The 14,810-nt window shown below is 64.1% G+C and carries 10 protein-coding genes; 4 read left to right on the top strand and 6 right to left on the bottom strand.

The window, feature by feature from the left end:
• Positions 1 to 220: 220 nt before the first annotated feature.
• A complete protein-coding gene (locus SH412_RS25510) occupies positions 221 to 2,815 on the top strand; it encodes a carboxylesterase family protein (protein ID WP_336520860.1) in 2,595 nt (864 codons plus the stop codon).
• Between the two features lie 186 nt (positions 2,816 to 3,001).
• On the opposite strand, the gene SH412_RS25505 is transcribed toward SH412_RS25510, so the two are convergent.
• The 6 genes from SH412_RS25505 to SH412_RS25480 all read right to left on the bottom strand — a co-directional run bounded on the left by SH412_RS25505 (position 3,002) and on the right by SH412_RS25480 (position 11,585).
• Positions 3,002 to 3,658, bottom strand: a complete 657-nt coding sequence (locus SH412_RS25505) for a hypothetical protein (RefSeq protein ID WP_336520859.1) — start codon at positions 3,656 to 3,658, stop codon at positions 3,002 to 3,004.
• 47 nt (positions 3,659 to 3,705) lie between these two features.
• Positions 3,706 to 4,344: a hypothetical protein gene (locus tag SH412_RS25500; RefSeq protein WP_336520858.1), complete on the bottom strand. Its 639-nt coding sequence runs from the start codon at positions 4,342 to 4,344 to the stop codon at positions 3,706 to 3,708.
• A gap of 97 nt (positions 4,345 to 4,441) precedes the next feature.
• Positions 4,442 to 5,116, bottom strand: a complete 675-nt coding sequence (locus tag SH412_RS25495; protein WP_336520857.1) for a hypothetical protein — start codon at positions 5,114 to 5,116, stop codon at positions 4,442 to 4,444.
• A 241-nt stretch (positions 5,117 to 5,357) separates the two neighbouring features.
• On the bottom strand, positions 5,358 to 6,683 hold the full coding sequence (locus SH412_RS25490) for a DUF1552 domain-containing protein (RefSeq protein WP_336520856.1): 1,326 nt from the start codon (positions 6,681 to 6,683) through the stop codon (positions 5,358 to 5,360).
• Between the two features lie 64 nt (positions 6,684 to 6,747).
• On the bottom strand, positions 6,748 to 10,902 hold the full coding sequence (locus SH412_RS25485; protein ID WP_336520855.1) for a DUF1592 domain-containing protein: 4,155 nt from the start codon (positions 10,900 to 10,902) through the stop codon (positions 6,748 to 6,750).
• Positions 10,887 to 11,585 carry a FadR/GntR family transcriptional regulator gene (locus tag SH412_RS25480; protein ID WP_336520854.1) on the bottom strand — a complete coding sequence of 233 codons (699 nt, stop codon included), beginning with the start codon at positions 11,583 to 11,585 and terminating at the stop codon, positions 10,887 to 10,889. Before SH412_RS25480 ends, SH412_RS25485 begins: the two co-directional genes overlap by 16 nt.
• 123 nt (positions 11,586 to 11,708) lie before the next feature.
• On the opposite strand from SH412_RS25480, the gene SH412_RS25475 reads away from it, so the two are divergent.
• From SH412_RS25475 to SH412_RS25465, 3 genes are read left to right on the top strand one after another with little or no spacing between them, the layout of a single operon-like run.
• Positions 11,709 to 12,767, top strand: coding sequence for a C-terminal binding protein (locus SH412_RS25475; protein WP_336520853.1), 1,059 nt, complete (start codon positions 11,709 to 11,711; stop codon positions 12,765 to 12,767).
• A complete protein-coding gene (locus SH412_RS25470) occupies positions 12,764 to 13,735 on the top strand; it encodes an NAD-dependent epimerase/dehydratase family protein (RefSeq protein WP_336520852.1) in 972 nt (323 codons plus the stop codon). The genes SH412_RS25475 and SH412_RS25470 overlap by 4 nt, the downstream gene beginning before the upstream one ends.
• Before the next feature lie 21 nt (positions 13,736 to 13,756).
• Positions 13,757 to 14,809 (top strand): Ldh family oxidoreductase, encoded by a 1,053-nt coding sequence (locus SH412_RS25465; protein WP_336520851.1) that lies wholly within the window; start codon positions 13,757 to 13,759, stop codon positions 14,807 to 14,809.
• The last annotated feature ends 1 nt before the right edge of the window (position 14,810 follow it).

Here is a 14,810-nt window from a genome sequence, read left to right as displayed (position 1 = left end):
CAACGCCAAACTTGAATCATTCTGCGGCTGACTCCCCAGCCAGCACAGGCGGCGAACGCACATCGACCTCCCTTGCCAGGTTGAAGAATCGGAGTCCGATTCACATCACGCTGTTGACTCTCCGAAACCACTGCCGAAAGATAGGCGCAATCGCCAAAGTCTTCCGAGAACCCCTGGAGTCTCGCGATCGGCGTCCGACTTTGCCCCTGACAGGTGCACGATGACTCTGCTTTCGCCCCGCCTCCTTGCCCGGCTGACTGTCGTCGCCGCCGCGTTTCTGGTCTCCGCCGTCGCCCCCGCCGCCGCTCAGACGCGGACGGGGTGGATCGAGCGCACATTGAAGGACGCGGACGGCGTCCACAAATACGACGTCTTCATCCCGCAGACCTACAGCGCCGACCGCACCTGGCCGACGGTGGTCTTTCTCCACGGGGCCGGCGAACGCGGCACAGACAATCGCAAGCAGCTTGCCGTCGGCCTGGCGCCGCACGTGGCGGCCCGCGCCTCCACCCTGCCGTTCATTGTCGTGTTCCCGCAATCCGAAGACACCGACGGCCGCCTCCTGGAAGGCTGGGCCGCGGGGACCCCCGACGGCGACCGCGTCGTGAAGATTCTGGACGACGTCGAGAGCCACTATCGCGTCGACAAGCGGCGGGTGACGCTCACTGGCTGGTCGATGGGAGGATACGGCGCCTGGAGCCTCGGCGCGGCGCACGCCGATCGCTGGAATGCCGTGGTCGCTCTCTCTTCCGGCGGCGATTCCACGAAAGTCGCCCCCCTCGCAAAGATCCCCGTCTGGTCGATTCATGGTGAACAGGACCGCCTGGTCCCCGTCGAGCGTTCGCGGGCGATGGTTGCGGCCCTCAAAGACGCTGGGGGAAATGTCACGTCCCAGGAGTTGCCCGATATGGGGCACGACATCCTCGGAGCCGTCTACGGCCGGGACGCCTTCTACGACTGGCTGGCGGATCCTTCGAAAACGCCGCCGGTCCTCAAGCCCAGCAACACGCCCGACAGAGTCGTGCCGAAGCCCGAGTTCCGTCCTGCGGTCAACATCCCTCAGGTCGCCGCCATCCGCCTCGGTAACGACTCGCTGAAGGCTCTCTCCTATTCGCTGGCCCAGCTCGTCCCTCCCAATCTCCTGACGGGCCGGCTCAACGACATGTACGACTCGACCTCCGCCGCCGGACGGTCCTTCTCCGTCCAGTTCTCCGGGCTCAGCTACACCGGTCAGCTCGAACGGGTCTACATCCAGGGCTGGCAGCCGGGCCGCCTCAGCATTCAGCTCGGCGTCCGCAATGTCGTGATGACGATCGGAGCCACCTATATCAACGGCGATCGGCACTCCGCCCAGGCCGGTCCGATCGGCATCTACATCGGCCAGAACGGCCCCGTCTGGCTCAGCCTGGACGTGACGCCTTACGTCGAAGCCGGAAAGCTCCGCCTCCGCCTCAACAACGCCAGCTTCCAGATTCCCGCCAACAACTACTCGGTCTCGTCTCCCGCGGGAATTTCGACCCAGGGCTTCGGCATGACCGAAGAGCGGGTCAACGACGGACTGATGAGCGGACTCTACGGCGCCCGCGGCCGGATCGAGAACGAAGTCCGTAATCTCGCCCCGAGCATCGTCGCTCAGCTCGAAAAACAACTGCAGGTCATCGACGTCGACCAGTACCTCGCCGGCCTGTGGCCGCTCCCCGTCTACCAGCCCCGCGTCCAGGTCTTCCCGGATCAGGTGACGGTCGACGCCAACGGCCTCTCCCTGGTGGTCGGGCTCTCTGCAGAAAGCCTCGATCCCGCCCACTCTCCCGCCACGCCGATTCAGGCGAAGCCGGCCGGTGCGAGCCTGGAATCGGTGGGGACCGGCGGCGACCTGTCGCTGGCGATCGCCCCTCAGCTCCTCGGTCCCCTGACGCAGCTCATCGTCGATTCCGGGCTGGCGAAGCTCGACGTCCTCGACATCCCCGAGCCGTCGTTCGCCAAGTTCGCCGACCCCGCCGTCCTGCGGGAACTGATTCCCGACTTGAAGCGCTACGGCGACGGGCTGCGGGTCCGCACCCAGTTCCAGATGCTCTCCCCGCTGGAAGTCGGTCCGTCCGCCGACGGCCCGCTGCAGTTCCGGCTCCCCCGCGGCCGGCTGATTGTCTCGATCAAGACCGACCCGGCTGAGAAGACCTGGCAGCCCTGCGCTCAAGTCGACCTGGAGATCCAGGAGCAGGTTTCCGCCGAACTTCAGAAGCCCGCCTTCGATCTGCGCGTCGTGCGCCTCGACTGGCTGCCGACCCAGCGGGTGGACGGCGTCGCCACGTTTGTGAAAGGCTATGAACCGCAGGACGCCGCTCTGAAATCCGACGAACTGGTCGAGCTGTTCCGCGAAAGCTGGGACGCGCTGACGAAGGACAAGCCGATCGCGGTCTCCGAAGTCCCCGACCTGGCGCTCGGCTTCACCCGGTTGCGGATTCAGGACTTCGGCTGGAAACCGTCCGTCCTGGAAGCGGTCTTCAAGCCCGCCGGGGTCAAGCTGACGAACCTCAGCGACGAGCCTTTCACGTACGAGACCAAAGGCCCCTACAGCGGCTGGGGCGGTCCCTATACCGTCAAGCCGGGCGAATCGCAGTTCTTCGATATCCCCTACCCGCTCACCTACCGTCGTTACGCCAAAGAGACCGGCTGGGAGATCTACACGCTGAACTGCGGCACCCACTCCGAATTCCGCGTCCCCCTGACCGGCGGCGCCCCCCGCCTCTTCCAGGCCCGCCGCCCGGTCGCCACCCCGACGGCTGAGCCGGCGAAAGAAGAAGCCGAGGCGAAGTGATGGGGGCTTCGCCCTGGACAGACTGCGGAGTGGCCCAGATTGGCCGCCCGCGGCCTATTCTGGGCGGCAAGGCCGCAGGAGGCTCACACGACCAACCATCTTGCTCGCCCTCCTGTCGCTCCGCGACCCTGGTTGCCATTGGAATGGCAACGGCGCCGCCGGCATCGTCTCGGATTGCTCGCCTCGCTAACTGTTGTTTATGAGTTGCCGAATGCTCTCGCAGTTTCTTTCAGCGATGGCGAGGCTCGTCGGAATGATCCTTTCGATTGATGCTCCCGCAACCTCGCCCGGCCGATACCTCACGGCGCCGATTTGACCTCGCACGTCAACGACATGCGCTTTGTCGCAGTTGCGCAGTTCAAGAGTTTCGATGATCTGCCGCTGCCAATCAGCGTCGTCTGGACGAGCTGGCCAATCGTCGTAGTCGATCAGCGGAATTCCGGCACAATGAAATACGGCAAGTACAAAAGACGCACACGTCAATCCATGCCGGGTCGGACCGAACAGCAATTGCCCGGTCGCCGCGTCGAACGCGTCGTTAGGATGGCTGAATCCGTAAGGCACCCGCTTACCATTTGAACGCCACACCTTCCGACCAATCGCTGCAACCTGGACGAGCCGCTCGTCGTCGACTCCCGGCCGAATCCACCAAACCGCGTCTTCGCAAGGTTCTTCCAGAAGATGAAAGTGCCATGCAAGATGCAGCTTTCGGATGGCCTGGGTGTCCGAGTCGCGATAAAGCAATCCGACGTGCTTGAGATGGCCGTTCTCAGTTTCAAAGAAGACTGCAAGAGCCCCCATTTGACGGACGGACGTGGAACTCGAAAGATGAACCCGCCGCATGCCGAGGTCCGTTGATCTTGAACGCACAGTCACTCACTGAACGACGTCTACAAACCTGCCAGCAACGACTCCCGGAATTCACCCCGGTGTCGTAGTTCGGCTTCGACGCGGGACTTTAGAGCTTCTCGCGCCGAACTCAGTTGGTCCCTTGCGGGCAATGTCGCCGTCAAGAAGCCAAGCATGACATGGATGGACATCTCGCTAACGTCTAACTCTTCCAGCAAGTCGCCAAGTTCAGGCAACTTTCCTTCGTAGAGCATTTCGTCGATGGCATCATACAGCTCATCCAGAGCCTTGTCCCGTTTTCCGGACGCTTCAATTGCGGTCAGGCGCTTGACCAGGCTGCTTTCGGCTGATGCTTTTTTCGCAGCGTTGACCGTGAGCCAACTGATGGCATTGGGGAACTGGCTTGGCCCCAACGGGTGACCGTATAACTCCCTGGCGCCGAGGAACAAGACAATCTCGCCGCCCTTCGTGATGGTGGCGGAGTTCAGCACACCTTCGACCTGCTTCTTCAGATTCGATTGAAGCGCCAGGAACCCTTCTTTGGAACCAATCCTCGCGGACGCTGCGGGAGAAAAAGCACGCTCAACATCCTTCCGCACGATCCTCGGCAGATTCTGCTGGACGTAATTGCTTTTGCTGCACTCGCGGGAAAGAGCGAACAACGCCTTGGAATCGTCCAATGACGCAATTCCCGGTTGCCGGACCTGCTTCCGATAGAAGTGCTCTTTTCGACATCGAGGATTCGCCGACGCACGGTCAAGTACGTTCGTCATCGTTTCACTCCCCGGTTATGAATGCCGCAAGATTCAGGGCAGCCATTTTGCCTTTAGCCGTGGCTCCCTTTTTCAATGCCTTCTCGCACTCCTGCTTCAGTTGTTCCACGTCCCGCTGATCCATCGCAAGGCTCAAGTCGTGGTCGCCGGCAACATTGTCGTAGCGTAGCCGAAGCGTGTAGGAAATGACGACGCCTTCAATGTCGTCGTTGGTCTGATTGAACAGAGGGCGTACGTCGGCGAGGATTCTGCCGCGTCGAAAGAGATTCGCGAAGTCGTAAGAGAGGTCAATGGCCTTTGCAGTCAATCGACAAGCTTTGGCTCCAACCAATCGCAAAAATGGTTCCCGCGAATTTCGCCAGGACCGTATGAATTCGGGATCGTCTTCTTCGTACGCTTCAATGGCCTTGTCAAGCCCTGAAGCCAGATCTTCGATTGCGAGGTTAGCCTGTCGCATCAGCCCATTCAAAGCGAGCGACTGCCGACAGACGCTTTCTGCGTCTGACCGATCTCCTCCCAGTGCTCCTTGAACCAGCACAAGAAGCTGGTCCGGCTGAAGCGGTAGCGTTCGAAGACCTTCAAGCACTTGCGCCACGGCGCTGAGGAGATCCGGACCGAGAAAACAAACTCGTCTCAGATCGGCAAGCTGTTCGTCGCCGATTTCGAATTGAGTCGCCATGATTGCCTCATTCGTGTTCCCGCAGGCCGGGAATCTCCGGTCCCGAACGAACAAGTGTAGGCCGTGCGAAGCCGAATTGCACCCGTTCAGTGGGGTCCTTGGCCCACCACTCCGCCGTACCCGATCCTGCGCAGTCTGCCGACGCCCAATGCCGCAAGCCCCTCACGCTACAAGGACTTGCTGCAAGCAACTCATCCACTTCGGGGTGCCGCTGAAGATCTGCCAGCAGGTTTCCACAACCCTACACCTCCGCCAGCCGCTCCGTCGAATCGCCGAACTCGCTCAGCGGCACGCCGAACTTGTCCAGCAGCGACAAATACAGGCTGCACATCTTGCGGTTCGGCTTGCCCAGGTAATCCAGCACCCGACCCGATTCCAGCTTGCCGCCGCCCCGGCCCACGACGATCAGCGGCAACTGCGTCGCGTCGTGGTGGCCGGTCATCATGCTCGAACAGTACATCAGGATCGAATTGTCGAGCGCCGTCCGTTCCCCTTCCTGGATGGCGTCGAGCCGGGCGGCGACGTAGGCCACCTGCTCCGCGAAAAAGCGGTTGACCTTCAGCCAGTCGTCGCCGTCCGTGTGCGACAGCAGGTGGTGGATCATGTAGTCGACGTTGAGGTTCGGAAACCGCAGCGACGAGTGGTCGTTGTTGAGCTTCAACGTGCAGAACCGCGTGGTGTCGGTCTGGAAGGCCAGCACCAGAATGTCGCACATCAGCCGCATGTGCTCGGCGATGTCCTGCGGCACGCCGTCCTTGGGGCGGGGAATATTCGGCTCGGCGAGCGTCGGCCGCCAGCCCTGGATCTGCCGTTCCTTGCCGGCCCGTTCAATCCGCTGCTCAACTTCGCGAACGGAGTTGAGGTACTCGTCGAGCTTCACCTTGTCCGCGCTGCTGATCTTGCCGCGCAGCGAGGTCGCCTCGGCCAGGACGGCGTCGAGGACGCTCTTGTCGTTCAGCGAATCGTCTTCCTTGAACAGCCGGTCGAAGGCGAGGGCCGGGTAGAGTTCCAGGGGCGTCGGCGTCGTCGGCGAGCTCCACGAGATGTGGGAGCTGTAGAGCATCGAGTAGTTCTTGTGAACCGCCGCCATCGAGTGTTCGCAGCCGAGGACGAGGCTGGGAACCTTCGTCTGATGGCCGATGTGCTGGGCCAGCACCTGGTCGATGCTGGTGCCGGAGCGAATGGCGCCGCCCGCGGCGAGAGGAGCCCCGGACAGCAGGTTGCCGGTCTGCGAACTGTGGATATTTCCCTTCAGGGCCTGTTCATTGTAAAGCCCGCGGATGAAGGTGAGTTTCTCCTTCGTCCCCTCGAACGGCTGGAGGACTTTGCCCAGCTCCATGTCCTTGCCAGCCCCCTTGGCCCACCACTCCTTGCTGTGGAAACCGTTGCCGGAGAAGAAGCAGGCGAAGCGGACGGGGGCCTGGCTGGAGGGCTCCTTGCCGACGGACTCATCCCCCCAGACGCGGAGGGATTCCATCCACGGGAGCGCCATCGTCACGCCCAGACCCCGCAGGAAGGTCCGGCGGTCAAAGGGATGCATCGTCAGCGGCGAAAGGTGGCGAGTCATCGAAGCACTCCACGCAGGTGAGGATTCAGGTTTTCAGACAAAGTCGCGTCGGATCTCAAATCGGTCAGCGGGCGCCGACTTCTTCCAGCGGGGTCTCGATCCCCCGCGTCTGCCGGAACTGCCGGCTGTCCAGAATGGCGTCCAGCGCCGCCGAGAACCGGTAGTCGTTCTCCTGCAGCTTCCGCTGCATCTCCTGCAGCAGCGGTTCATCGCTCAATTGTACTCCCCGGCCGAGGGCGTAGCCCAGCAGTTTGCGGCTGAAGTGGTGCAGGAAATCATCCCGGCGATGCGTCAGGATGTACGCCCGCAAGCCCTCGATGTCGCCAAACTTCACCCCGTCTGGAGTCTCGACCTGCGTCTCAATCGCGCGTCCGGCGAGATCCTTCGTACGACGGCGACCGATGGCGTCGAAGCCCTCCAGAGCGAAGCCGAACGGGTCGATCTTGCGATGGCACTTGGCGCAGGACTCGATGCTGCTGTGGGCTTCGGTGATCTGACGAACCGTCAGGCCATCGGTCCCGAGCTCGCTTTCCGGGAGCAGCGGCACATTCTTCGGCGGTTTGGGAAGTTTTTCGCCAAGGAACGTCTCGATCAGCCAGTTGCCCCGGAGGATCGGGCTGGTCCGCGACGCGCCCGACTGCTTGGCCAGCAGCGTCGCCATGCCGAGCACGCCCCCCCGATGATGGGCCTGCACCCCGTCAACTCGGCGGAATTCCGGTCCTTCAATGCCAGGCAGTTCGTAGAACTTCGCCAGCGCGTCATTCACAAACGTATGATCGGCGTTCACGACATCCAGAATGGAACCGTCGCGGGCGAACAGATCCATGAAGAAGCGGACCGATTCCTCATACATCGGGCCGCGGAGCGCCGCGAACTCCGGGAAGACCTGCTCGCTCTTTTCGTTGTGGGTATCGAAACCCCGGATGTCGATCCACTGGCAGCCGAACTCCGTCGCCAGCGCGCGGGCCTTCGGATCCTGCAGCATCCGCCGGGCCTGGGACTTGAGAACTTCGGGCTCGTGCAGCTTCCCGGCCGCCGCAAGCTGGCGCAGCTCGGCATCGGGCATGGTCGACCAGAGGAAGTAGCTCAGCCGGCTCGCGAGCTCCCAGTCGGAAACCGGCTTGGGCTCCGCACTCCCCGCCGGGGGTTCGCTCCGGTAGAGGAACGACGGAGCAACCAGAATCCGGGCCAGCGTCAGCCGGAAGGCGGCCTCGTGATCGAGATCCTGTTTCCGCAACTGGCCGTAAAGCTGCCGCAGGCCGGACTGTTCGTCGGCAGAGAGGGGCCGTCGGTAAGCGCGGTCGGCGAAGTCGACCAGTGCATCGATCTGCTGCGCTTCCGCAGCCAGCAGCCGCGCGCGGAACGCATCGGCCCGGTCCTTGATCGGCTTGCGGAGCGGCTCGAAAATCCGCACGTCGCCATCCTGGGTGACGTACTCCATGAACTGCACGTAGGCCTCTTCAACCTTCAACGCGTCCTGGCTGACGAACCGGAGCTCATCCCAGAGGCGGTCCAGGCGGCGCTGCTCTGCGTCGTCGAGCATCAGTCGCATCAGCGGCTCGTCTTCGCGGTGAAACAGGACCACCGTGACCACTTCGTCGACGGGGACGATCTGACCGTAGCAGAGGGCCGCGGGGAAAATTCTGCGGAAGTCCTCAAAGCTCTGCACGATTCGGGCTTCCGCCGGACTCCCCTTGCGGACCAGCACGGGACTGCCGGCGAGCATCCGGGCGGCAGCCGGCGGTTGATCGACCAGCACCTGCGCCTGGACGGCCGCCTGCGGACCGGCGTGTCGATCGACCGCCGCCGTGACCACGAACTCGCGTCCGCCGACCAGATCGGCCGGCAGCCGGATCTCGACCACGGACGGGGCTTCGGTCACAAAGCTGCCAGCGGGGAGTACCTTCCCCGACGGATGCCGACCGAACAGCCCGGGTTCAATTCCATAAGTCGAAGGAGCGGAACGCGCCTGGCCCGTCGCAGTGGCAAGCTGGCCGAAGTCGAGCGCGCCCAGCAACGGGCCGCTCAAAGCCGTCAACTGGCGATGCAGAACGGCATCGGGATGATCGGCCGCTGCCGGCGGTCCATTCTTGATCAACTCCTGCACCTGACCGGCCAACTTCATCCGTTCGCCGGCATCCGCCTCGTCGCGCCAGCGGTCGAGCAATGACCCGGCAGGGAGCCCCGCAAATGCAGCGCTGGCCGCCGCGGTGATCGGCTCGTGATAGAAGTACCAGACCTCGCGGTTGCCGAGCGAATCGGCGTGCGGATTGGCGGCGAGGAGATCGCTGGAGACGTCTTTCCAGAGCGACCACTGCCGCTTGTCCCCTTCGAGTTCCGTCAGCGTGAGGTTGGCTTCGGTCAGGTCGCACGTATGATCCGTGCCGCGCGGACCGACCAGCAGCGAGATCAGGTCGCCCGCCTGGACAGTCACCGAATCGATCGGAGGAATCGTCGCCGCCTGAGACCGTTCGATCTCTCCGCCGGCCAGGCGACGGCGCTCGCTGCCCCGTCGTCGTTCGATCGCCCAGGCGACGCCGTTGCCGCACTCGGGATGGGCATGGGCGACGACCGTCTCGATCCGGATGCGGCCCGCGATCGGACTGCGCCAGCCGACGGCGACGTTCTCCGTCGGCGAGGGATGGACTGCGACGCTGTGCGGCTTCATGATCCCCGGCACGCGGACCTGCTGGTCCGACGAGTTCGCCGAGATGATCGGCGTCGCAGCCGGTCCCAGGGACTTCACGAAATCGTAGTCGCCGCTCTTTTCCTGCTTCTCCGTGAAGAGCGTTTCGACTTTCAGAGTCGGCGTGCCGGCGACGCCCAGGTAGTCGAACCAGGCGGTCAGCAACTGCGGATCGAGCTTCCGCTGCTCGGCGAGCGTGGCCGCGGCGAGCGGAGTCGGACTCTGCCGGGCGGCGTCGACTGCGGCCAGATAATCGGCCGACACGTTGAGCAGATCCCGCTTCGCAGCGAGCTGCCGAAGACCGGCTCGAATGTCTTTCAGCAGAATCGCGGGGCGGCCGGGCGCTTCGAGGCGCGGCTCCTGCCATTCGACCCGGTCATCGGGCGAACCTTCTCCCGCGGATCCGGCGGCGAGAGACAGGACCACCTCTTTCGCCTCGGGCGCAGGAGACAGTTTGATCCGGAATGTCTGCGACTCGGCCACCGGATTGACCGGTTCGAGCCACTGTTTGAAGTGGGCGACGCTGTTGAACTTCGTCAGGGCAGCCTGCCACTGGCGAATTTCCGTGGCCAGTGCGGAAACGTCCTCCGGCTTTGCCGAGCGCCAGCGGTCGCGCAGCGCGTCCAGGAGCGGAGAAGGCTCGCGGCTCTGCAGGAGATTCCAGAGGAGGCCCAAATACTTCGGGCTGAGCTGAGTCTCGTCGGCGATCGCCGAAACGGTCTTCCGGCCGGCGATCAGCGCATCGCGATCGGCGACCAGCGGCTTCAGGTAAGCTTCGAGGGGAATTCGTCCGCCGGTGTCGGCTTCCCAGACGAGGCCGTGCAGATGGACCGCGCGGGCCCCTTCGGCGCTGGAGTGCTGACGGTAGAGCTGCTGGATGTCTGCGATGAGTGCGTCGCTCCAGTCCCGCGGCGTTGCCTTGGGAGAGAAGCGAAAGCCGTCCGGCAGGAGCACCGCATGTGTGGCGATCTGTCGGGCGGCGGCGAAGTACTTGTCGAGCATCGCGGGGGACATGACCAGGGCTTCGCCGACGTTCGTAAAGCCTTCGCCGGCGGCGCTGTCCGCCGGGAACTCGCGGGCCGGCTGCAGGTCGACGCCGGTCAGGTCGCGGATCGTGTTGTTGTATTCGACGTTGCTGAGCCGCCGGAGGACGACGGGGCCGGGATCGCCGGCGTTGGCGTGGGCTTCGGCGTCGAGATAGGAGCGGGTCCACTTCAGCAGTTGTTGTTTCTGCTCGGCGCTGAGCTGGGGGCTGTCCTTGGGAGGCATCTCTCCCGTGACGAGTTGCTCGACCACCTTCTGCCAGACGCGCGGCGACTTGCGGACGTCGCTCAAGCGGGCGAAGCGTTCGAGGTCGAGCTCCCCCTCCTGATCTTCCGTCGAATGGCAGCCCAGGCAGTAGTGTTTCAGCAGCGGGAGCGCCGCCTGGTCGTACTCGACGCCGAGCTTCGTGAAGGCCGCGGGCTCGGCGGCCGCCAGCGAAGCGCAATTCAACAGCAGAACGGCAGCCCAGGTGCTCAATCGGTGGTGCATGAACTCTCTCCGAGTCGATCGCGGTGACTCTCGATGTGGTGTCGCAGTTCGGCGGAGGCCCGTTCAATATCGCCGTCCCGCAGCGACTCGATGATCAACTGATGGCCGTCGAGGCCTATTTTCCATTCGGCCTTTTTGACGCTTTCGCGGAATCGCTGAAAGAAGATCGCCAGCAGGTCTCCGAAGGCCAGCAGGGGGGACAGTCCGCTGGCTTCGATCAGGCCGCGATGGAAGGCGATGTCGAGCTCCAGCCAGCGCTGAAGGCTCCGCGTCCGGCGGAGCTCGTCGTTGATTCCGGCCAGGCGTTCGAAGATCGCGGGAGAGGCCTGCATCCGCCGGGCGACGTGCGGCAGCACTCCCGTTTCAATCAGGACGCGGGTGTCGATCAGCTCCTCCGGGGCGATCGAATGGAGCGCGGGATGAAACCCGAGGTATTCAGTGACCCGTTCCATATTCACGGCCCCGACCGTCAGGCCCCGACCCGGCCGCGCTTCCACGATCCCCAGAAACTCCAGCGCTTTCGTCGCTTCGCGAAGACTGAGCCGACTGACGCCGAACTGGGCGGCGAGCTCGGTCTCCGTCGGCAGCTTGTCTCCGGCGCGGAGGTTCTCCGTCACGATGTACGACTTGAGGCGTTCCGCCACGACGTCGCGAAGCTTCGGACGGCCGATGGTCTCCAGCATGTTCTCCCTTTTGGGCAGGTTGCGTGCGGTCTCCGACCGGGATAGATTATCTGACAATCTGATCTTCGACAAGATTTCCTCCGTCATTAGTCACTGCACCTTCCCCGGCGCCGCGAAGACGGAGTGTCTCATATCAACGTCACATTCGCACTCTCGAATCTCAGCCGACCGGCTGAACCCGCTTCCGAACTGCACCTGGAACCCGCCATGAAAGTCGCCGTCACGGATTTCTCGTTTCCGTCGCTGGAACTCGAAGAGGCAATTCTCAAACCCGCCGGCGCCTCGCTGCTCAGCGGTCAGTGCAAGACCCCCGAAACGCTGATCCCGCTGGTCGCCGACGCCGACGCCGTCATCACCCAGTTCGCACCCCTCCGTCGCGAAGTCATTCAGGCCATGACCCGCGCAAAAGTCATCGTCCGCTATGGTATCGGCGTCGACAACGTCGACCTCGAAGCGGCCCGCGAATGCGGCATCCCGGTCTGCAACGTCCCCGACTACTGCATCGACGAAGTCGCCGACCACACCCTCGCCTTCATCCTGGCGACGACCCGCCAGGTCGTACCGAACTGCCTGCACGTCCGCGACGGAAAGTGGGGCCTGGCCACCCCGCTCGACAGCCTGAAGGCGCTGAATCACGTCACCGTCGGCCTGATCGGCTTCGGACGCATCGGTCGCGAAGTCGCCGACCGGCTGAAGGCGTTCAAGTGCCGGGTGCTGGTCCACGATCCCGTGACTCCGCCCGCAGACATCGAAGCCGCCGGCTGCATCCCGACCGATCGGACGGCGCTGTTGACTGAGTCCGATATCGTTTCGCTGCATTGCCCGTCGACGCCCCAGACCCGCGGGATGATCAACCGGGTCACGCTGGAACACATGAAGCCCGGCGTGGTGCTGATCAACCTGGCGCGCGGCGATCTGGTCGATTCAGACGCTCTGACGGCGGCGCTGCAGCAGGGGAAGGTGGCTGCCGCCGCTTTGGACGTATTCGCCCCCGAACCGATCCCCGCCGACCACCCGATCCTCAAGCTGCCCAACGTCATCGTGGCGTCGCACATCGCCTCCGTCAGCGTTCCCGCCGTCCGCAAACTTCGAGAAACCGCCGCGAAACTGGCCCTGGCCGCTCTTCGCGGTGAAGATCTGCCCAACATCGTCAATGGCGTCACGCCGGGGCGGAAGTCATGAGTCGATCCACCGCACTGGTCACCGGCGGCAGCGGCTTCATCGGAACCTGGGTCCTGCGGGAACTGCTCCAGCAGGGGATGACGCCGGTCGTGTATGACGTCCGGCCCAACGCCCGCCGCTGGAGCCAGGTCCTCGGTTCCGACGCCGCCCGAGTGATTTTTGTCGAGGGAGACCTCCTGGAGACGGAACGTCTCCGCCAGACCTGCCAGCAGCACGACGTGCAGCACCTGATTCACCTGGCAGCCCTGCTGACTCCCGCCTGCCAGCAGGATCCCTGGGCCGGCTGCAAGGTCAATGTGCTGGGAAGCGTCGCCCTGTTCGAGTTGATTCGAACGGCCGGACTCCCGATTCAGGGACTCTCCTATGCCAGTTCGTATGCGGTCTATGGTCCCGAAGAGGATGACGGCCCGCAGGCCGATGACGCGGCGCAGGACCGCCCGCCGACCTTTTACGGCGCTTTCAAGCTCGCCGTCGATCTGATCGCCGAGCAGTACTGGCGGCATTTCGGCATCGCATCGGTCGGCGTCCGCCCGCACGTCGTCTACGGCCCCGAGCGCGACGCCGGTCTGACCGCCGGTCCCTCGCTCGCGGCGAAAGCCGCCGCCCTGGGGGAACGCTACACGATCGGTTACACCGGAGTCGTGAGCTACGACTATGTCGAAGACGTCGCCCGCGCGTTCGTGCAGGCCGCTCTGGAGACGCCGCGGGGAGCCCATGTCGTCGACCTGCCGGGAAACCCTGCGACGACCGAAGACTTCGTGCGGGAGATTGACGCGGTCATTCCCGGCGCCGCCGGTCGCCTCAGCGTCGACGGGCCGCTGATTCCGTCAAACATCCCGCCCCACCCGCACTACTTCACGCAGCTCTTCCCGGACTGGCGAGTCACGCCGCTGGCGGAGGGAATTCGGAAAACCATCGACTTCTACCGCGTCGGGCGGCAAGATCCAGGCTCAACACACCAGCCCTGATCGCGTCCGGAAGGAACATTGATGCGAGTTCCCGTCGAATCGCTCCGCAGTTTCTGTCTCGCCGCTCTGAGGCAGGCCGGCCTGAATGAGGCCGACGCCGACGTCACCGCCGACGCCCTGGTCACGACCGACACAATGGGCGTCTTCACCCACGGAACCAAGCTGCTGGGGGGATACCTCAACCGTCTCAAAGGCGGCGGCTACCGCGCGACCGCCCGGCCGCGCATCGAACGCGAGGGACCCGCCTGGGCCGTCATCGACGGCGAATCGGCCCTCGGTCAGGTCGGCGGCGTCTTTGCGATGCAGACGGCGATCGACAAAGCCCGGACTGTCGGCGTCGCCTACGTCGGCCTGCGCAATACCGGACATATTGGAGCGGCCGGCTACTATGCCGCCCATGCAGCCCGGTCCGGCCTGATCGCGATGGTCGTCGGAAACGACGTTCCGAGCGTCGCCGCCCCCGGCTCGCGCGCCGCCGTCCTGGGAAGCAATCCATTGGCCTACGGGATTCCGGTCGAAGGGAACGAGCCGATCCTGCTCGACATGGCCACCGCAGCCGTCGCGGGGGGCAAGGTCTATGCAGCGCACCAGCGCGGCGAACCAATTCCCCCAACCTGGCTGATCGGTCCCGACGGCCAGCCGACGACCGACGGCGCCCTCTATCCCAAGCACGCGGCCCTCGCGCCGATGGCGGGCCACAAAGGCTACGGAATCGGCCTCTGGGCGGAGATTCTGGCCGGCGTCCTGCCGGGCGGCGCGATGACCTGGCAGGTGGGCACCTGGATGTTCGATCCGCCCGACAAACCGTCGCAGCACAATGCCGGCTTCATCGCGATCGACGTGGCGACGATTGCGCCTCCCGAGGACTTCGCCGCACGGATCCAGCATCTGATCGATGAAATTCACGCCGCACCCACCGCGGCCGGCATCGACCGCGTCCTGCTCCCCGGCGAACGAGAATGGAGCCTTCGCCAGCAGTCGCACGCCGCAGGGATCGACTTGCCCGAGGACGTCCGCGCCAAGTTGCGGCAGGTCGCCGCCGACTATCAACTGACTGCAGACTGGCTGACGTAAC

It is taken from the genome of Planctellipticum variicoloris, assembly GCF_030622045.1.
Classification (GTDB): domain Bacteria; phylum Planctomycetota; class Planctomycetia; order Planctomycetales; family Planctomycetaceae; genus Planctellipticum; species Planctellipticum variicoloris.
This window is presented reverse-complemented; position numbering and strand designations above follow the sequence as displayed.